Here is a 17,078-nt window from a genome sequence, read left to right as displayed (position 1 = left end):
CCAACGGTGACTCTGCCCCGCAAACGGGCGCAAATCCCGCCGAACCGAAGGCCCCATCAGCACAAATGCCCCGGAGAAGCTCTCCGAGGCACTCGTTCAAACCAAACGCTTTCGTGGTTACCCAATGGCCTGGGCCAGGTCCTCAATCAGGTCCTCGGCGTCCTCAATGCCCACGCTCAGGCGAATGAGCGAGTCGCTCAGGCCAGACTTGCGGCGCTGCTCGGCCGGAATGCTGGCGTGCGTCATGCTGGCAGGGTGGCCGCTGAGGCTTTCCACGCCGCCCAGGCTCTCGGCCAGGGTGAAGTACTGGAATTTCTCCAGCACGGCAATGGCGTCTTCCTGGCGGTCGCCCTTCAGCACGAAGGAAATCATGCCGCCGAAGTCGCGCATCTGCTTGGCCGCAATGGCGTGGTTGGGGTGGTTCTCAAAACCGGGCCAGTACACTTTTTCCACTTTGGGGTGCTGGCGCAGGTATTCGGCCACGGCGCGGCCGTTTTCGCAGTGGCGCTGCATGCGGATGTGCAGGGTTTTGAGGCCGCGCAGCACCAGGAAGCAGTCCTGGGGGCCGGGCGTGCCGCCGCAGGCATTCTGGTAGAAGCTCAGCCGCTCGTGCAGCTCGTCGTCGTTCACCACCAGGGCGCCCATCACGGTGTCGGAGTGGCCGGCCATGTACTTGGTCAGCGAGTACATCACGATATCCGCGCCCAGGTCCATGGGCGTTTGCAGGTAGGGCGTGCTGAAGGTGTTGTCCACGGCCAGCAGGGCGCCGCACTCCTTGGCCACGGCGGCCGCGGCCGCGATGTCGATGACGTTGAGCAGCGGGTTGGTGGGGGTTTCCACCCAAATCAGCTTGGTCTTGGGGCCGGCCACGGCGCGCACGGCTTCCATGTCGTGCATGGGCACAAAGTGGAATTTGATGCCCAGCGGCTCATATACTTTGGTGAAAATGCGGTAGGAACCACCGTAGAGGTCGTTGGTCGAAATCACCTCGTCGCCGGGCTGCAGCAGCTTGGCCACGCAGTCGATGGCGGCCATGCCGGAGGCAAAGGCCAGGCCGTGCTTGCCGTTGTCCAGCGCGGCCATGGCGTTTTGCAGCTGGGTACGGGTGGGGTTGTGGGTGCGCGAGTACTCGTAGCCCATGTTCTTACCGGGCGAGGACTGCACGTAGGTCGAGGTTTGGTAAATGGGCGTCATGATGGCGCCCGTAGCGGGGTCCGGGTGCACGCCGGCGTGAATGGCTTTGGTGGCGAATTTCATAAGAAACGAAGCGGGAATTTGACGAGAAATAGCAAGCAGCCGGCCGGGGCCAGCCGCTTTGGGCCGGCAAGTTACGGAGCCCGGCCAAGGCAAAGCCCAAACGCGGGGCTAAGGTTATGCTCGGCTCTTGGCCTGGTTGCAGGCTATGTATGACGTGCATGCTGCCCTCCGCGTTTGCCCCACCAAACAGCCAACAAGCCACGCGGTGCGTACAGGTCTGGGACGGGCCGCCCGCCGTGGAGCTTCCCGGCTCCGGCGGAGCGGCCCCGCCCCTACCTTCGTTGCCTTATGAAATTCCTGCGCGAGCTTTTCCAAAAGAACTTTTCTACCCTGTTGTCCATGCTGCTGCTGGTGGCGGTGCCCATCGTGGGCAGCTCGTCGCTCACGTTCATCCTCTACCAAAACCAGCAGTTCCTGGAGAACCTCACCACCGGCCAGAGCCTGCTCTACTTCGTGCTGGTGGGCGTGGCCATGGCCTTTTCCCTGGTAAATACCACGGCGGTGGTGCTGGTCACGGGCTTCTACCTGGGCTGGAGCGGCTTTCCGGGCATGGTGGTGGCCTACGCACTGGCGGCCCTCACTGGCTACCAGATAGCCACCATGCTCGACCACGGCAAGATGCTTGGCTTCCTGAGCCATTTCCCGAAGGTGGACGCGGTGATGAAAGAACTGAAAACCGACAGCTGGCAGCTCATCTTTCTCACCCGCGTGTCGCCCGTCACCCCGTTTGCCCTCATGACCTTTGTGCTGGCCATTATGCGGGTGCGGCGCTGGCCGTTTCTGCTGGCCTCCATCGCGGGCATGCTACCGCGCAGCCTGTTTTTCTACTGGCTCGGCACCAAGGCACAGGACGTTTTCGCGCTACTCAAAGACCCCGGTACCGGCACCACCGGCAAACTGCTGCTCTTTGTCCTGGTGGCGGCCTCGTTCTTCGGGCTCTACTACCTGTTCAACCAAGCCCTGAAACGTGCCCTCAACAAAGGCGCCGCCGCGGCCTCAAACCAAGCCTGATTTAGAGCGGTTTGCGTGTTTTGTAAAAAAATATTTGCGAAATATGTGCCCCTGGCTTGTGCAGCCGCATTTTTTGCTCTTACCTTTGCGGTCCCATCACGGGAAATGGTTGTGTAGCTCAATTGGATAGAGCATCTGACTACGAATCAGAAGGTTTAAGGTTCGACTCCTTACACGACCACGAAAAGCTCTTTACGGTATCGTAAAGAGCTTTTTTTTATATTTCAAGGGTACGCGTAGGGGTACACGCCTTCACTTTCCCGCCCGGTGGTGGACAGCGCGGGTGGGTGCTTTCCGGTGGCCTGCTTGTCTTTGTTTCAGCCCGAAAGGTTGTAGTTGCCATCTCTGCCAAAAGGCAAAAGCCCCGCGTTCCTCAGTCGAGGGCGCGAGGCTTTCTTGTTTTGGAGTCCGGGCTGGTCGTGCTCGGTCAAGTGAGAAACAGCCGTTAGCCTTTCAAGTAACTGTTGGCGGGCATCCCTTAAGGTTCATCGTGATTCAATTCGGCGCCAGGAGGCCGTCCATTGCCCGCGCCTTCTGCAAAATCCTATGCCACTGCGGGTCGGCCATGATGCCGGCATCGGTGTCGGGTTCGTCAAAGCCGTCGAGGAGCGCCTTGAGCTCCTGTAGCTTCTGTTCGGTTTCCTCGCTCAACCCGGCTTGTTGCCGTGCTCGTAACGCGAAAAACTGTTCGAACCGGCCGTCTGTGTATAAAAGGCCCAGGGCTTCCCGAAAGTTGTCCCCGTGGCTTTCGGGGCCTACATCTCCGTGGCCCAGGTGAAAATCAATGTGGCGCAAGCGGCAAAGGGCCTCCCGCAGTTCGGATTTCCACAGGGTATACTCCTTACTCATGAATGATTAACTGTTATGAATTTATATTGTTATCCCTCAGCCCTGACACGCCCGTCGCCCGGGCAAAATTGGACCCAAAGGGTTATCACTGGCAACAACGAGGAAGAAACCAGAAAATTACGCAGGCTCCGTATTGGGCAGCTACTTGGCTGACAATTTCGTGATTTTGGGTTCTGCGCAATAAAGGCAGTTTTACAAAAAGGGGCGCGCGCACCGGCCGCGTTCGGAGTGATGACGGTTGGAAGGAATCAAACAGGTCTTGCTCGCCTTCCTCCCCCAGGGCACTCACTTTGGAACGACTGGCTGGGGTTAGCCCGAACTGGCTGAGCATGGCCATCGCCCGCCGCCAGGCATCGGCCTCGGCGACACCAACGACCGGGACCAGCGCGTCTTTGACGCCAGCAATTCGGCTCCGTTGCTCGGTTTCGACTTCAACGGGGCATCGGCCAGACCATGTACTTCCCCTATGAAGTGACGGGGGCCGGCGCGGATGTGACGATGAACATTCCGGCGCTGAACCCGGCCAGCGGCATTGCCGCTGGCCGGGCGCTCCCCACTTTGAGGTGGTGTTTGCCGCGTCGGAGTTGGACATGGAGACGCTGACCTACATCAACGCCGTGGTAGCCGCTCCGCTGGGCATTTTGCCCATCAACAGCGCTTCGCTGGCCAACCAGGCGGTAGTAGCCTGGCGCTGCACGCCAACAGCGGACAGGAAGTGCTGGTAGACCACCTGGCGCAAAGCACGCCCGGCGAGGAAGCGGTGCTCTTCAGCCATGGGCCGGATGGGAACGGCGGGCAGGAACTGCCCCCCAACCCGCTTATTGGGGAAGCCTTGACGGGTACGCCCATCATCCCGCCTGCATCCGAGGCACTTGCCGTGGCCTTGGAGAAGGCACCTGAGCAAGTGAAAGATTAAAAGGGGTTGCTGCTCCTGGGACAGTGGAGGCGGCTAAAACCGTACCGAATCGCCGACTCCCGTTACGGGGGCCGGTTATTTTGTGCCAGGCTCCGGTCAGGTTCTGGATACCTTTGGGGGAAGCTTCCCAGCCGTCGATGTTCACCCGCCACTTGTTGCGCTTGCTTACGCTATTGCTCGGCAGCTTCTACCAGGGCGGCGTGTGCGAGTTGGATGCGGCCGAATGCCGGCAGAACTACGCCAAGGAGTTCATGCCCAATGTGGCGGCCCGCGTGCAGGTGGATGTGCCAGCGGCCGTTCAGCTGGCGACGCCCGCCGCGGTACTGGCCGCGCCGGGGGACGGGCGCAGGGGGCGGTGGCTTGCGGTGGTCCTGCTGGCCCGCTGGGCGTAGGTGGCTTTGCCGCTGGTACTGCGGCGGCGCCATTACCCCTTTGACCGGCAAACCCTGCGGGTGCTGAGCTGGGTTAACTCGTAAAGTCTTAAAGTCGTAGTTGTTGGTGAAAGCAATAACCCAACCAGCAGTTCCTCGCATCTTGCCTTAAACACTGACCGATTGCCTCAGCCTTTTTGATACTCTACTAGAAGTCGCCCATATGCTCCTCGACATCAACCTGCCGATTTCCTACATCTTCAAGCGCATTCTGCCGGATGTACTGCGGGTGCTGCTCATTTCCGTATTCTTTCAGGTCCTAAAACAGTTCGTTGGGGAGCAATTGCCGCCAATCCCCTTGCAATTGCCCACCATTCTGGGTGGGTCCATCTCGCTGCTGCTGGCCTTTAAAATCAGCCAGTCGTACGACCGGTGGTGGGAAGCCCGCAAGATTTGGGGCAGCATCGTCAACGACTCGCGCACGTTAGTGCTCCAAGTCAGCGGCTTCGTGCCAGACAGCCTGCTTCGTCCCGACGACGCGGATTCGCCCCTGCGGGCGGTGGCCTACCGCCAGATTGCCTGGTGCTACTGCCTGGGCCAATCGCTGCGCGGGCTCGACCCGCTGGCCACGCTTGCCGCCTACCTGCCCGCGGCGGAGCTGGCCTACCTGGGCGCGCACACCAACAAGTCTTTGGGCTTGCTGGCCCTGCACACCCGCCAGATAAAGTCGCTTTTCGAGCAGCAAGCCCTCAACCCCTTTCAGCAGGTGCAGCTCGACACCACCCTGGTGCGCCTGTGCGATTCGATGGGCCGGGCCGAACGCATTAAGAGCACGGTATTTCCGGCCAGCTACCGGCTGCTGGTGTATTTCCTCATCTACCTATTTCTGTTCACCCTCTCGCTGGGGCTGGTGGAAACCATTGGGCTGTGGGAAATCCCGGTGCTGCTGGCCATTGCTTCCACCTTTTTTCTGCTGGAGCGCACCGCCCGCTACCTGCAGGACCCCTTCAACAACCAGCCCACCGACACCCCGGTCACGGCCATTGCCCGCACCGTGGAGATTAACCTCAAGCAACTGTTGCAGGAGCGCGAAATTCCCCAACCGGTGGCTCCCGAAGCATTCTACCTGATGTAAGTGCCGGCCAGCCGGGGCCGGCACCCCCTAGGGCGGCTGGGCTTTCCCCGGCGGGGCGCCGTGGCTAAAACAGGCGGTGGCGCAGCAGCCAGCCGGCGGCGTCAAACTCATGGGCCCGGGGCTGATACAGGGCGGTCTTGACGGCGTCGTGGCGGGGCACCTCGTTGCCGTCGATGGACAGCACCAGCGTGTTGGCGGCCGGGTCCCAGGTCAGCACCGGGTTGAGGGCGTTCAGCAGCTCCTGACACTGCTGGTCGTAACCCGCGGGCGCGGCGGCGGTGTGGGCGTAGACTTCGGCGCGCAGGTCGGCGGCGACGTGCGCTTGCAACGCCAGGGGCAGGCAGGTGTAGGCGGCAATGAGCATGGGCGAGAGATGAGCAACGGGGGCACCCCTGCGGGCAGGGCAAGCAAACTCTGTGTTCGTACGGCCGGGGCGGGGCAAGGTATTCCGCCCTGGCCCAGCCTGCCAACCGGCATTTGCTGACCTGGCGGCCTGGTTTGCGATAACATCAATCAAGGAAAGGCCACGTATAGCCCTTAGGGCGAGCAAAAAACAGCCGTTCGCCCCGCCCAGGCAACCAGCGCCCGAAACCCCGGACCGCCGCCATTTTTAACAAGATTTAATCCCTCCGCAGGTGGCGGGGGGCGTTCTTTGTTGGTGCATCCACTGCCGGAAATGTCCGGCTACCTATTTCACCCCGCCATGCAAGTACTCCTGGTTGAAGACGAGCAGGCCCTGGCCCAGTTCATTCGCAAGGGTTTCCTCCACGAAGGCTACGAGCTGAGCGTGGCCTACGACGGGCTGGTGGGCCAGTCGATGCTTCGCCAGCACCGCTACGACCTGGTCATCCTCGACGTGAACCTGCCTCATGTCAACGGCTTCGAGCTGTGCCGCGAGGCCCGGACTGCGCAGCCCAACGTGCCGGTGCTGATGCTCACGGCCCTCGACTCGCTCGATGACAAAGTGAAGGGTTTTGAAGCCGGAGCCGACGACTACCTGGCCAAGCCCTTTGCCTTCCGCGAGCTGCTGCTGCGGGCCCGCGCCCTCACCCGCCGCAACGCCGCCGCCGGCACCGCCGAGCGGCACGTGCTGCGCCTGGGCGACTTGGAGGTGAACCTCGACGCCAAGCGGGTGACCCGGGCGGGCCAGCGCATTGTGCTCACCACCCGCGAGTACGCGCTGCTGGAATTTCTGATGCTGCACCGCGGCAAGGTTGTGTCCCGGGCAGACATCACCCAGAAGGTCTGGGACCTCAACTTCGACACCACTACCAATGTCATCGACGTGTACGTGAGCCATTTGCGCAAGAAGATTGACAAAGACCACGAAACCAAGCTGATTCATACCGTGGTGGGCATGGGCTACGAAATGCGCGAGGACTGATGCTAATCCGGGCCCGCCTCACCCTGCGCTTCACTCTGCTCGTGCTCCTGATTCAGCTGCTCTTTGCCGGGTTCGTGTCGTGGCTGTTTGCCACGGCCCGCGAGCAGCGCTTCGCCGGGCAGCTGCAGGCCGAGGCCGGGTTGTCGGCCCGGCTGCTGGTGCGCCAGCAGCAGCTCAACCCCGCCTACCTGCGCGCCTTCCGGCCCCGCGACGTGCCGGGCGTGGCCGCCGAGCAGCTCAGCGTCTTCGGCCCCGACGGGCGGCTGCTTTACACCAGCGCCGACGCGCAGAGCCTGCGGCTGCACCGCGCCCAGCGGCCCAATGTACAGTCCGGGCAGTCGGTGCGCTTTCAGGACGCGACGGCGAGACGGTGGGCATTGCCTTCCGCAACGAGGGTCGCTCCTACACCGTGTTTGCCGGCGGCGTGGACGTGGAAGGCTTCCAGCTGCTCAACCGGCTGCGCCTGATTCTGCTGGCCGGCATCGTGGGGGCGCTGGCCCTGAGCGTACTGGCCGGGCGCCACTTTGCCGGGCAGGCCCTGGCACCCATGCGCGCGGTGGTGCGGCAGGTGCGGCGCATCACGGCCGAGCGCCTGAGCCTGCGCCTAAGCGAGGGCAACGGCACCGACGAAATTGCCGAGCTGGCCGCCACCTTCAACCAGATGCTCGACCGGCTGGAAGAGTCCTTTACCGCGCAGCGCAGCTTTGTGGCCCACGCCTCGCACGAGCTGCGCACGCCGCTCACCACGCTGCTGGGCACCCTGGAAACGGCCGCCGACTACGACCGCACCCTGCCCGACGCCCAGGGCAGCATCGAGGTGGCCGTGCAGGAAATCCGCAAGCTCATCGCGCTGGTCAACGGCCTGCTGGCCCTGGCCCGCGCCGACGAGTCCACCTTCACCGGCGAAACCGTGCAGCTCGACGAGTGCCTGCTACAGGCCCTGGCCTACTGCCGGGCCCACTACCCCGCCCAGCCGGTGCACTTCACCCTGGGCGCCATTCCCGACGAGGCCGAGGAGGGCTACGCCGTGCGTGGCAACGCCCAGCTGCTGACCACGGCCGTGCTCAACGTGCTCGACAATGCCCTGAAATTCTCCGGCCGCCCGTGGCCGTCACGCTGGAATACGCTACCGGCCGGCTGCTACGGCTGACCGTGAACGACCAGGGGCCGGGCCTGACGGCAGAGGAGCAGCTGCGGGCTTTTGAGCCGCTGTACCGTGGGCCCAGCGGGCAGCACCGGCCCGGCCACGGCATCGGGCTGGCCGTGGCGCGCAAAGTGCTGGAGCTGCACGGCGGCCAGGTAGCCCTGCGCCCGGCACCCGGCGGCAGCGGTACGGCAGCGGTGCTGACCCTGCCCACGGCCGGCCAGGGCGCTTTTTAATGAGTTTTAATGTGGTATTCATCCCGTTGTAATGCCGGGGCCGGAGCTTTGCGGGACGGTACGGAGCGGCGGCATTACCTGCTCCGGCTTATTCCGCGCGTTCTACTTTACCCCATGTTGTTGCATTTCCATTCCCCGGCCCACCTATTTTCTCAACCAGACCCGCAGTCGCCGCCGCACCCGGGCATTCGTATTTTCCTGGCCACCCTGCTGGTATGGCTGCTGCCGACGCTGGCCCGGGCGCAACAGCCCACCGCACCGGATTCAAGCAGCCGTATCCGGCAGTCCGAACGGGCCGACGACCAATACATTACGGAGGTGGAGGACGCCCGGGAGCCCGACAAGGTGCTACACGCCGAACCCTTGTACATTGACCTGATTCGGGACCTAGGCGCACGCAAGGGCGAGCAGGAATGGAACGTGGGCTTGGGCCTGACCGACAACCTGAGCTACGACAGCCACCAGGTGTTGGTGGAATACGAGTGGGCCCCCGTCAACCGCCTCGGGCTGGAAGTGGAAGTTCCGCTGACGTTCAATTCCAACTCGCGCAACAACGGCCGCGAACGGCCGCGCAGCCGGGTCAACGGCTTAAAAACCGCCTTTCAGTACTCGTTCTACGTGTCGGCAAAGCACCAGACGTCCATGGCCGTTGGCTACATCAACGAACTGGAAATGAACAGCTTTGACCGGCTGGGCCGGCGCCCCGTCACGGGCAACGGCTACAGCCCATTTCTGGTGGCGGCCAAACGCTGGGGCAGCAATTTTCATTCTCTCATCTACACCGGCCCCATTGCCAGCCAGCAGTTTGCTGGGCCCACGCACTGGAGCTACCAGCACAACACCAGCCTGCACTACATGATACCCGGCACGCGCAACTTCCTGGGGGCGGAGTTCAACAAGCTCTGGTCGGGCACCGGGTTCGACATGACCATCCGCCCCCAGATGCGCGTGGGCGTGGCCGACAACCTGCTGGTGGGCATCGTGGGCGGCATTCCAATTAACCGGGGCGAAGAAGGCCTCAGCTCCTTCATCCGCCTGATTTACGAGCCCGGCCACAAACACCGCTAACCGCAGGAGGGCGGGTGCCAGCGAGGCCCTGGCTTGCCGAGAGCGGGGGATTTTAATGTTTTTTAATCGGCAACAGCCCGGCAATCAGCGTATACCGGACCAGCTATGTGCATCCTCTGGCACTGAGGAAACCGCTCGTTTCTCGCTCCGCCCCCCGCTGCTGCGCAGCGTCGGGGACCACCTAACCGCCACTCCATGCCCCTGCCCACCAACGACCCCGAAAACAACCGCAAGCTGTCCGCACGGGCCCTGCAGGACTTGGCGCTGATTCGGGCGGCGCTGGCAGGCAGCGACAAAGCGTATGAGCTGCTACTGCACAGCTACCACCGGTCGGTGTACCACCTTGTGCTGCGAATAGTGCGCAACGCCGACGAGGCCGAGGACATCACCATCGAGGCGTTTGCCAAAGCTTTCCAGTTTCTGCCGCGCTTCCGGGCCGAGTACGCATTCAGCCCCTGGCTATTTCGCATTGCCACAAACCGCTGCATTGACTTTCTGCGCAGCAAAAAGCTGCTTACTCTATCTTGCTCTTAATCAATATACTGCCATGACATCTTCGAATTTTGACAAAGAGGTTTTACTAGATTTGACAAGTCGCACCCACCCCCACTCGATTTCCATTTTTATTCCTACCCATCGCCGGGGCAAGCAGGTCCTCGACGGGCGCGACGCCATCGTGCTGAAGAATCATCTGCAAACGATTCGGCTTGAGCTGAAAGCGCAGGCGCTGCGCAGCAACGACATCGACGATTTGATGCAGCCCCTGGAATCCCTCCTGGACGACCCGCAGTTCTGGCGCCACCGCACCGAAGGGCTGGCGCTGTTTCGCAGCCCCGACTTCTTTGCCACCTTCGACAGCCCCCTGCCGCTGGCGGATGTGCACTACCTGGCATCCACGTTTCAGATGCGGCCACTGCTGCCCTACGTACAGCCCGCCGCGCGCTACTACCTGCTGCAAATCGGCAAAAAGGAAGTTGTCCTGTATCATGCCGACGCGTATTCGATGGCCGTCGTCGACACAGCCGGCGTAATGCCGGCCGGTTTGGAAGAAGTGACCAAATACTACGACTTCGAGGAAGAGCTGCAGGGGCGTTCCACGGGCGGAGGTGGGCTTGGTTCCAGCGCGCAGGGCCGGGGCAGTGGGATGGCGATGTATACCAGCGACGACTCGAACGAAGACCAGAAGAACAAGAACCACCTGCTGGCTGATTATTTCCGGCTTGTCGATAAGGCCATCATGGGCCTTATGGGCACCCAAAAAGTGCCGCTGCTATTGGCTTCGGTTGCCTACTACCAGCCCATCTACCGGTCCATCAACTCGTATCCCCACCTGCAAGAGGGCGGGCTGACTGGCAATTTCGACCACGTGCAGCCCGAAGAGATGCACCGGCAGGCCAACGAGCAACTCACCGATTATTTCGGAAAAACTTGTCAGCAGCGCATCAGTCAGTACCAGAACAGCAGCGGGGGCGCCCTGACTTCCCACGACCTGCGCCATATCCTGGAGTCGGCGGTGACGGGGCGTGTCGAGGTGCTGTTTCTGCGGCAGGACGCGCAGGTCTGGGGCCGATTCAACGAAGAAACCCTGACGGCAACTTTCCACGACGAAGCCCGTGACGGCGACGAATCGCTCATCGACCAGGCTGCCCTGCTCACCCTGCGCCACGGCGGCGAGGTGTACGCGCTGGAAGAAGTGAACTTATTGGATAATCAGCAACCCGTCACGATTGCGGCCCTGTACCGGTTTTAAGATGAATTGCCTGTTGACTTTGAGCGTCACCAGCATGTCCAAACCATAAACCGCGTCCCAGGGAAAAACATCGATTCAAAAAGGCGACCCCTCGGGGGAAGGCCAATCGAAGGCCGCCATACAGAAAATCTGCGATGCAGACGGGCTTGACAAGACGCTGGCGCTGAAAAAGACGTACACGGACGGCCCCAACGACCCGGCGGCCGGGGTACGGGTCATGAACCCCAACCGCAACACGGACAAGCCGGATATTGACAAGACCACTTACCGCTAGCCGGCCCATTGTTTGTATTTTTTCAACTTTCACTAAAACCCCTCCACCAATGAATTACACCGTCGATTCAATCAAGATGGACCTGCAAACGGTTGGTTTTTCCGAAACGCCCGAGCTGCTTAGCCAGGTAGAAAGCGAGTTGCGCCGCGTGATGCGCTTCCGGAGCGATATTGTTGCTGCCGACATCTACCTGCGCGAAGAAGGTAGCAATCCAACCGACAATAAAACGGTTCGGTGGCGGCTGGGCATCCCCGGCAACGACTTGTTTGCCGAAGGGACCGGCTCCTCGTGGGCGGCTGGTCTGCGCGACGCGAGCGATAAGCTGCGCCGCCAGTTTGTAGACTAACCAAGTCAACGCTCCTGCTTAAATGTGCTTATTGCTAAATAGTTAAGTGTATTTGGCAAGTCGGGAACGAGGCTAAACAGCTACCCAAAGTGTAGTACCCCCTCCACATCCGTTTAGGGGCGCATCAAAAAGGGTGGGGCAGCTGGGCCAAACAACCAGCTGCCCCACCCTTTTTGATGCGCTCCCGTTTCCCGGACCTCGCCCAGCCAAGCGGCGCAGCAAGGCCTAGAAGGCGGCCGAGACGTTCTGGCCCTGGTCCTGGTAGAATTCGACAATGCCGCTGCTGATGTTATAGTAGGCCCCTACCACCATAATTTTGCCGGACTTTATAGCGGCTGCCACCACGGGGTTTTTCTTCAGCTGCTCTTTCTGGTACATGATATTCAGGACCACGGCTTCCCGCTTGCGCGATTTGGGGTCCCGGATTTCGGGTATTCCCGCCAGGGCGGGGCTGATGCGGTCCAGCAGGTGCCGGATGTTGACGGGCTCCTGCTGTTGCTTGGCGGCGGGCAGCAGCGCCGCGTCAATGGCCCCGCAGCCCTCGTGCCCCATCACCACGACGATGTGCGACTTGAGGTGTTGCACGCCATACTCGATGCTGCCCAGCGTGCCCGGGTCGGCGAGGTTGCCGGCCACCCGCACCACAAACAGGTCGCCCAGCCCTTGGTCGTACACCAGTTCGATGGGCACCCGGCTGTCGGAGCAGCCCAGCACCACGGCAAAGGGCGTTTGCGAAAGCACCTGGGCCCGCCGCTGGTTCACCCCCAGCCCCGGCCGGCGCGCCGTTCCGTCAAAAAAGCGGGCATTGCCCACCTTCAACTGCCGCAGGGCGTCCTCGGGGGTGGTGGCGATGGGCTCCTTGAGCTGCGCAATTTCCTCCATAGTGGCGCCCTTGCGGATGGCTTCGGCCAAGCGCGGGTTCACTTCGGTCAATGATTTTTCGAACTCGGCGTCGGCCCGCTTTTTCTGGTCAGCTGTGACTTCCTCCAACCCGCCGCTGGTTGTGGCCGAAGTATCGGCCTGTTGGCTAGTCCCATCCGGGTTGCAGGCCGAGCACCACAGCAGGCCGACTGCCACCCAAGGGCGGAAACGAGATAAGACCGCCGCTGGGGCCCAAGGCGTAAGTTTTTGGTTTTGATAAGTGGGGTTCATACAGTCCTGGTCGGAATGGTATCAAGAAATGGCCAAAACGTGGGGTTTGGCCGCCAGCGCGGCGGCCGAAGCAAGGGAACGGCTGGCGCACCGCGCCAAGCTCTATTGTCCCGTTCTCCCAATACGGTCCGCGCCCCGATGAAGATGCGTTGGATGTCGGGGTGCAGCTGTCGGATACTGGTTTCGAGCCAGAGAACGCGCGGAAAATTTAGGCGGCCAGCGCCAACGGCGCGGGCGTTCCAAACGGCACGGGGGCCTCGGGCAGCTGATGGGCCTGCCGGGCGTGGTGGCGTAGCAGGGTGTTGTACCTCTTGCGGCCCTGCTCGATGAGGCCGGGCGTAGTGGTCAACTCGACGCGCCACACCTCGTGCGGAGTCTTCTTTTGTACGCCGATGATGAGGAGGCGCGTGGCCCCTAGCACGTCAAGATACAGGGCGGCTTGGCGGTCGTAATCGCACTTCTCGATTGTAGTCAGGAAGTGGTCCAAATCGGGTGCTCACCGAAAATTATATTATTAATATTGTATATTGTATTATTCAACCTAATATACTATGCAGCCTTCCTTTGTCGTATTAGTCGACCTCTCTGCTGCGGCCGAGCGGGCTGCCCACTACGCCGCCGTGCTGGGAGAGCTGCTGCACGTGCGCCTGGCGCTGGTCAACGTTTACCAAGTGCCCTTGCTGTCCTCCGAGCTGGCGTTTGTGGCGATGCCCTACTTCCCCCAGCTGCAGTCCGATGCCGAGGATGCCTTCCAGGCCATGGCCGAACGCCTGCCCGTGGCCGCCGAGGCCACGGTGCTGGTGGCCCCCATGCACGATGCCGTGCAGGAAGCCATTGCGCGCTACCACCCGCTGCTGCTGGCCATGAGCCTGAGCCCCGAGCAGAACGGACTCGACCACCTGCTGCGCAACCACGTGCTGCCCGTGCTGCGCGCCACCCACCGGCCGCTGCTGCTGGTGCCCGAAGCCAGCCTGCCCTCCGGCCGGCCGCGCCGCGTGCTGGTGGCCGTCGATAACGATTATTTCGCCCTTAATGCCAGCACTCTGGCGCTGGCGCCGCTGCTGGCGAGCTGGCAGGCCACGTTTTCGGTGATGCACGTTCGCAAGGCGTCGGCCGGGGTTGAGCAGCCCGGCCGCTACGCCCAGCTCGGCGGGCCGCTGCGGAAGCTGCTGCCCCAGGCCGCGCCGGGGGCACTTTACGAAGATGCCGACCACGACACGGCCGCCGCAGTGCTGCGCGCCGTGGCCGAGGAGCAGGCCGACCTGCTGATTCTCATTGCCCGGCCCCGCAGCTTTCTGGGCCGGCTGTTTCATCGCAGCGTCACGGCGCAGGTGCTGCACAGCTGCCCCGTGCCGGTGCTGCTGCTGCCCGCCAACGCCCCGGACCAGCCCGACTACATGCCGCCGATGAGCTGACCAGCAGGCTCGCCAAAATTCATTTTTTTCCTCACCCCTGGTTGTTTCAAGCCTCTTTTCCCACTTGTATGCTGTTTCCCGCTTTGCTGTATTCGGCGCTGCTTGTTGGGGCGCTGGTTGGGGTGCGCCTGCACTACCTCTCCACGCGACTAGCGCCGGTACCGCTGCCCCGCCGATAAGCCGCACTGCGCGTCCTCCCCGGTTTCCGGCTAGCTGGCAGTCGGGGCTTTTTGTTTTTTTGTTTCCTGCTTCGTAGAAGCAACGGATAGCTGACCGGCGCTTGATGAAAATCAATCTTTCGGGCAATTCTCATCATGCCGCGGCCGGCGGCTAAGGGAGACTTTTGCTTGTGCCTACTTGCTGCCTTCTTTTAGCGCCCCGCCTCTATTGAGGGCCTTCTACACGGCTTTTTTTCATGAAAAACTCCTTGCTGCGCCGGCCCCTCGCTACTATCCGTGTCTTCCTGCACCGGCCCTTTCTACTCCGAAATGCGGCGGGGCAGCAACTTCGGAACCGTCCCCGTATCGGGGGGCTTCGTGCTGGCGCTGTTTGCTTGGCTGGCGTCACCGCCCAGGGCAACTTCGACGAGTTTCTGACCATTCGAGAAGCCGCGCTCTGCCACCAGGCGTGCCGGCGTCTGGGCCTTCTTTCCATCCCAATTCGCTTCGCTATGAGACCCAACCTGCTCGTTCTCACCGATGCCTCGCCTGCCGCCGTGCAGGCCCGGGCCTACGCCGCCGTGCTGGCCGCCCCGCTGGGGGCCGAAGTGCACCTGCTGCACATGTCCCCCGTTCCGCCCATGACGGCGCGGGTGGGCGAGGTGATGCACGCCACCAACGCCCGGAACTTGCTGCGGGAGCGCCACGCGCTGGAAGCAGTAGCCGCCGCCATGCCCGTGCCCGCCACCGCCACCACCGTGGCGCAGCCCTGGGACGAGGCCCTGGAGGAGGCCCTGGCCCGGCACCAGCCGCTGCTGATGGTGGCCGGCCTCACGGCCACCGATGGCCTGCTGGACGAATGGCTCAGCAACCGCGCCCTGCCGCTGGCCCACCAAACGGGCTACCCGCTGCTGCTGGTGCCCCAGCACCTGCCGGTGGCGGCTCTGCGCCCGCCCCGCTGCCTGGCCCTGGCCGTGCGCGACCACGCCTTTGCCCTCACGCCCCAAGCCCTGGCTCTGGGCCCGCTCCTGGCGGCGCTGGATGCTGCCGTGGTGCCCACTACCGTTGCCCCGACCGATGAGCCCAATGCTGGCCACGCCGGCCTCACAGCTGCGCAGGAATGCGGCCTCACCCCGGCCCTGGCCGGCAGCACCCTACACCGGGTGGTGGCAGCAGAGCCCGCGGCCGGCCTGCAGCAGGCCGTGAAGGAGCTATCGGCCGACGTGCTGGTCCTGCTCGACCCCGGCCACGGATGGATAAGCAAGCTGTTCGGCGGCAGCGTTATCGACGAGGTGCTGCGGCAGGCGCAGGTGCCGGTGCTGGTGCTACCCACCGCCGCGGCGGCGGCCGTTGCCGAAGCGCCTAGCTTTGCCGCCGCTGCCGGCTATGCCAACACCGTAATAAGCGGTCTGCTGCCGGCCTCCTGACGCGGGACTCCCGGCCTTTTAATCGGTAGTGCAGCAGTAAGTGTAAGCTGTATTGCTCCCGGACCTGAATTTTTTCCCCGCCGCTATGACCATGCACACGCTCCTCACGCTTTCGGAAACGCTGGCCCACCTCAAAGCCGAGGGCTACACCGAAGACTTCAATCTGAAAGGAGACTACCTGGCCGGCCAACGCTCGGCTATTCAACTGGCTCCCCATGAGTTTGTGGTGGACCAGCACTTCCGCTTCGAAGGCCCCAGCGACCCGGCCGATTCAGCCGTGCTCTACGCCATTTCCTCTGCCCGCTTCAACCTGAAAGGCACGCTGGTGAACGGCTACGGCGTGTCCAGCGACGAGACCGCCGACCGCATTATCCGGGCCATTCGGGAGCAAACCGCCTAGCTGCCCTTTGCCCCTGGCCATCACGGCTCTGGCGCTGGTCCGACTGCGGAAAGCGGTGGGGCCAGCGCATATGCTTGCTTGTGAGCAACTACTTGACTCCGGTCCCGGGTTCGGATTATGAATTAAGCCACTGCTGCTATGGATAGCTTTATCAGTGCCTGCTCCGGCCTGGCATTTCCCCAAAGCGAGCGAATCAGCGGCGAGCTGGTCCGGCAGCACCTGCGGCAGCTCACCAGCCGGGTGCTGCCCATTGTGCTCAAGATTGAGACCCGGCGGGGGTTTGAGCAGCTGCCGGCGCTGCTGCTGTGCGCCATGCAGGCCCAGAGTTGCGGCGTGATGATTGCCCGCGGCGACCTGGCCGTGGAGTGCGGCTTTGAGCGCCTGGCGGAGGTGCAGGAAGAGGTGCTGTGGCTTTGCGAGGCGGCTCACGTGCCCGTTATCTGGGCCACGCAGGTGCTGGAAACTCTGGCCAGCGGCGGCACGCCTTCCCGGGCCGAAATAACCGATGCCGCCATGGGCAACCGGGCCGAGTGCGTTATGCTCAACAAAGGCCCCCGGGTAATAGCCGCTGTGCAGGTTCTGGGCGGCATCATGCGGCGGATGCAGGCCCATCAAAGCAAGAAAAGTGCCCTGCTCCGGAGCCTGCACGTGGCCGGCCTGTTCCTGCCGAAGTAGCGCGAGAATGGTAAGCAAGTGCTCAGCCATTAGCTTTCAGCTGATAGCCGTTAGCCGTTGTTTTTTTTACTCGTTAACAAGAGGTTGCACCAAATATATTGCCTGTTTAA

21 protein-coding genes and 1 tRNA gene are annotated in these 17,078 nt (G+C 62.5%); 16 read left to right on the top strand and 6 right to left on the bottom strand.

The window, feature by feature from the left end:
* Nucleotides 1-117: 117 nt before the first annotated feature.
* Nucleotides 118-1,257, bottom strand: coding sequence for a cystathionine gamma-synthase (locus BEN47_RS06835; protein WP_070726572.1), 1,140 nt, complete (start codon nt 1,255-1,257; stop codon nt 118-120).
* A gap of 288 nt (nt 1,258-1,545) precedes the next feature.
* On the opposite strand from BEN47_RS06835, the gene BEN47_RS06830 reads away from it, so the two are divergent.
* Nucleotides 1,546-2,268: a TVP38/TMEM64 family protein gene (locus BEN47_RS06830; RefSeq protein ID WP_070726570.1), complete on the top strand. Its 723-nt coding sequence runs from the start codon at nt 1,546-1,548 to the stop codon at nt 2,266-2,268.
* A gap of 107 nt (nt 2,269-2,375) precedes the next feature.
* A tRNA-Arg gene (locus BEN47_RS06825) sits at nt 2,376-2,449 on the top strand.
* A gap of 314 nt (nt 2,450-2,763) precedes the next feature.
* Here BEN47_RS06825 and BEN47_RS06820 read toward each other — a convergent pair.
* Complete coding sequence (locus tag BEN47_RS06820) at nt 2,764-3,117, bottom strand: hypothetical protein (RefSeq protein ID WP_070726568.1); 354 nt, start codon at nt 3,115-3,117, stop codon at nt 2,764-2,766.
* A gap of 604 nt (nt 3,118-3,721) precedes the next feature.
* Nucleotides 3,722-3,892 (bottom strand): hypothetical protein, encoded by a 171-nt coding sequence (locus BEN47_RS21365; protein WP_158010894.1) that lies wholly within the window; start codon nt 3,890-3,892, stop codon nt 3,722-3,724.
* A gap of 302 nt (nt 3,893-4,194) precedes the next feature.
* Here BEN47_RS21365 and BEN47_RS06810 point away from each other — a divergent pair, with 302 nt between their 5' ends.
* Nucleotides 4,195-4,425, top strand: a complete 231-nt coding sequence (locus BEN47_RS06810) for a hypothetical protein (RefSeq protein ID WP_125921548.1) — start codon at nt 4,195-4,197, stop codon at nt 4,423-4,425.
* Between the two features lie 202 nt (nt 4,426-4,627).
* A complete protein-coding gene (locus tag BEN47_RS06805; protein WP_070726563.1) occupies nt 4,628-5,539 on the top strand; it encodes a bestrophin family protein in 912 nt (303 codons plus the stop codon).
* A gap of 64 nt (nt 5,540-5,603) precedes the next feature.
* On the opposite strand, the gene BEN47_RS06800 is transcribed toward BEN47_RS06805, so the two are convergent.
* Entirely contained in the window at nt 5,604-5,903 is a 300-nt protein-coding gene (locus BEN47_RS06800) for a hypothetical protein (protein WP_070726561.1), read from the bottom strand.
* A 339-nt stretch (nt 5,904-6,242) separates the two neighbouring features.
* On the opposite strand from BEN47_RS06800, the gene BEN47_RS06795 reads away from it, so the two are divergent.
* The 8 genes from BEN47_RS06795 to BEN47_RS06760 all read left to right on the top strand — a co-directional run bounded on the left by BEN47_RS06795 (nt 6,243) and on the right by BEN47_RS06760 (nt 11,741).
* A complete protein-coding gene (locus BEN47_RS06795; protein ID WP_070726615.1) occupies nt 6,243-6,923 on the top strand; it encodes a response regulator transcription factor in 681 nt (226 codons plus the stop codon).
* Complete coding sequence (locus BEN47_RS20870; protein WP_070726558.1) at nt 6,923-7,390, top strand: hypothetical protein; 468 nt, start codon at nt 6,923-6,925, stop codon at nt 7,388-7,390. The genes BEN47_RS06795 and BEN47_RS20870 overlap by 1 nt, the downstream gene beginning before the upstream one ends.
* Nucleotides 7,294-8,073, top strand: a complete 780-nt coding sequence (locus BEN47_RS06785; protein ID WP_158010892.1) for a histidine kinase dimerization/phospho-acceptor domain-containing protein — start codon at nt 7,294-7,296, stop codon at nt 8,071-8,073. Before BEN47_RS20870 ends, BEN47_RS06785 begins: the two co-directional genes overlap by 97 nt.
* The gene (locus BEN47_RS21360) at nt 8,028-8,303 is read left to right on the top strand and encodes a sensor histidine kinase (protein WP_070726554.1); all 276 of its coding nucleotides are present in this window, start codon (nt 8,028-8,030) and stop codon (nt 8,301-8,303) included. Before BEN47_RS06785 ends, BEN47_RS21360 begins: the two co-directional genes overlap by 46 nt.
* Before the next feature lie 114 nt (nt 8,304-8,417).
* Entirely contained in the window at nt 8,418-9,371 is a 954-nt protein-coding gene (locus BEN47_RS06775; RefSeq protein ID WP_204378285.1) for an HAEPLYID family protein, read from the top strand.
* Nucleotides 9,372-9,566: 195 nt separating this feature from the next.
* A complete protein-coding gene (locus tag BEN47_RS06770) occupies nt 9,567-9,905 on the top strand; it encodes a sigma-70 family RNA polymerase sigma factor (RefSeq protein WP_070726552.1) in 339 nt (112 codons plus the stop codon).
* A 13-nt stretch (nt 9,906-9,918) separates the two neighbouring features.
* Nucleotides 9,919-11,121: a baeRF7 domain-containing protein gene (locus tag BEN47_RS06765; RefSeq protein ID WP_070726550.1), complete on the top strand. Its 1,203-nt coding sequence runs from the start codon at nt 9,919-9,921 to the stop codon at nt 11,119-11,121.
* 323 nt (nt 11,122-11,444) lie between these two features.
* Nucleotides 11,445-11,741: an HPF/RaiA family ribosome-associated protein gene (locus BEN47_RS06760; RefSeq protein ID WP_070726548.1), complete on the top strand. Its 297-nt coding sequence runs from the start codon at nt 11,445-11,447 to the stop codon at nt 11,739-11,741.
* 225 nt (nt 11,742-11,966) lie between these two features.
* Here the strand turns inward: BEN47_RS06760 and BEN47_RS06755 are convergent, their stop codons facing one another.
* Nucleotides 11,967-12,818: a carbonic anhydrase gene (locus tag BEN47_RS06755; protein WP_204378284.1), complete on the bottom strand. Its 852-nt coding sequence runs from the start codon at nt 12,816-12,818 to the stop codon at nt 11,967-11,969.
* Between the two features lie 283 nt (nt 12,819-13,101).
* On the bottom strand, nt 13,102-13,380 hold the full coding sequence (locus BEN47_RS06750) for a hypothetical protein (RefSeq protein ID WP_070726546.1): 279 nt from the start codon (nt 13,378-13,380) through the stop codon (nt 13,102-13,104).
* A gap of 64 nt (nt 13,381-13,444) precedes the next feature.
* Between BEN47_RS06750 and BEN47_RS06745 the strand changes: the two genes are divergently transcribed.
* The 4 genes from BEN47_RS06745 (at nt 13,445) to BEN47_RS06730 (ending at nt 16,968) form a co-directional block, all read left to right on the top strand.
* A complete protein-coding gene (locus tag BEN47_RS06745; RefSeq protein ID WP_070726543.1) occupies nt 13,445-14,308 on the top strand; it encodes a universal stress protein in 864 nt (287 codons plus the stop codon).
* A gap of 670 nt (nt 14,309-14,978) precedes the next feature.
* The gene (locus tag BEN47_RS06740) at nt 14,979-15,893 is read left to right on the top strand and encodes a universal stress protein (RefSeq protein WP_158010890.1); all 915 of its coding nucleotides are present in this window, start codon (nt 14,979-14,981) and stop codon (nt 15,891-15,893) included.
* 91 nt (nt 15,894-15,984) lie between these two features.
* Nucleotides 15,985-16,293 (top strand): hypothetical protein, encoded by a 309-nt coding sequence (locus BEN47_RS06735; protein WP_070726608.1) that lies wholly within the window; start codon nt 15,985-15,987, stop codon nt 16,291-16,293.
* A gap of 138 nt (nt 16,294-16,431) precedes the next feature.
* A complete protein-coding gene (locus BEN47_RS06730; protein WP_070726539.1) occupies nt 16,432-16,968 on the top strand; it encodes a pyruvate kinase in 537 nt (178 codons plus the stop codon).
* Nucleotides 16,969-17,078 lie beyond the last annotated feature (110 nt).

Origin of the sequence: Hymenobacter lapidarius, assembly GCF_001816145.1 — a bacterium.
GTDB classification, from domain to species: domain Bacteria; phylum Bacteroidota; class Bacteroidia; order Cytophagales; family Hymenobacteraceae; genus Hymenobacter; species Hymenobacter lapidarius.
Note: the sequence above shows the minus strand (reverse complement) of the source record. Positions and strands in the feature narration are given on the sequence as shown.

What these genes read in the sequence shown, in the direction of transcription:
- BEN47_RS06835 (WP_070726572.1), bottom strand. Translation starts at nt 1,257, where the DNA reads ATGAAATTCGCCACCAAAGCCATTCACGCCGGCGTGCACCCGGACCCC.
- BEN47_RS06830 (WP_070726570.1), top strand. Translation starts at nt 1,546, where the DNA reads ATGAAATTCCTGCGCGAGCTTTTCCAAAAGAACTTTTCTACCCTGTTG.
- BEN47_RS06820 (WP_070726568.1), bottom strand. Translation starts at nt 3,117, where the DNA reads ATGAGTAAGGAGTATACCCTGTGGAAATCCGAACTGCGGGAGGCCCTT.
- BEN47_RS21365 (WP_158010894.1), bottom strand. Translation starts at nt 3,892, where the DNA reads ATGGCTGAAGAGCACCGCTTCCTCGCCGGGCGTGCTTTGCGCCAGGTG.
- BEN47_RS06805 (WP_070726563.1), top strand. Translation starts at nt 4,628, where the DNA reads ATGCTCCTCGACATCAACCTGCCGATTTCCTACATCTTCAAGCGCATT.
- BEN47_RS06800 (WP_070726561.1), bottom strand. Translation starts at nt 5,903, where the DNA reads ATGCTCATTGCCGCCTACACCTGCCTGCCCCTGGCGTTGCAAGCGCAC.
- BEN47_RS06795 (WP_070726615.1), top strand. Translation starts at nt 6,243, where the DNA reads ATGCAAGTACTCCTGGTTGAAGACGAGCAGGCCCTGGCCCAGTTCATT.
- BEN47_RS20870 (WP_070726558.1), top strand. Translation starts at nt 6,923, where the DNA reads ATGCTAATCCGGGCCCGCCTCACCCTGCGCTTCACTCTGCTCGTGCTC.
- BEN47_RS06775 (WP_204378285.1), top strand. Translation starts at nt 8,418, where the DNA reads ATGTTGTTGCATTTCCATTCCCCGGCCCACCTATTTTCTCAACCAGAC.
- BEN47_RS06770 (WP_070726552.1), top strand. Translation starts at nt 9,567, where the DNA reads ATGCCCCTGCCCACCAACGACCCCGAAAACAACCGCAAGCTGTCCGCA.
- BEN47_RS06765 (WP_070726550.1), top strand. Translation starts at nt 9,919, where the DNA reads ATGACATCTTCGAATTTTGACAAAGAGGTTTTACTAGATTTGACAAGT.
- BEN47_RS06760 (WP_070726548.1), top strand. Translation starts at nt 11,445, where the DNA reads ATGAATTACACCGTCGATTCAATCAAGATGGACCTGCAAACGGTTGGT.
- BEN47_RS06745 (WP_070726543.1), top strand. Translation starts at nt 13,445, where the DNA reads ATGCAGCCTTCCTTTGTCGTATTAGTCGACCTCTCTGCTGCGGCCGAG.
- BEN47_RS06740 (WP_158010890.1), top strand. Translation starts at nt 14,979, where the DNA reads ATGAGACCCAACCTGCTCGTTCTCACCGATGCCTCGCCTGCCGCCGTG.
- BEN47_RS06735 (WP_070726608.1), top strand. Translation starts at nt 15,985, where the DNA reads ATGCACACGCTCCTCACGCTTTCGGAAACGCTGGCCCACCTCAAAGCC.
- BEN47_RS06730 (WP_070726539.1), top strand. Translation starts at nt 16,432, where the DNA reads ATGGATAGCTTTATCAGTGCCTGCTCCGGCCTGGCATTTCCCCAAAGC.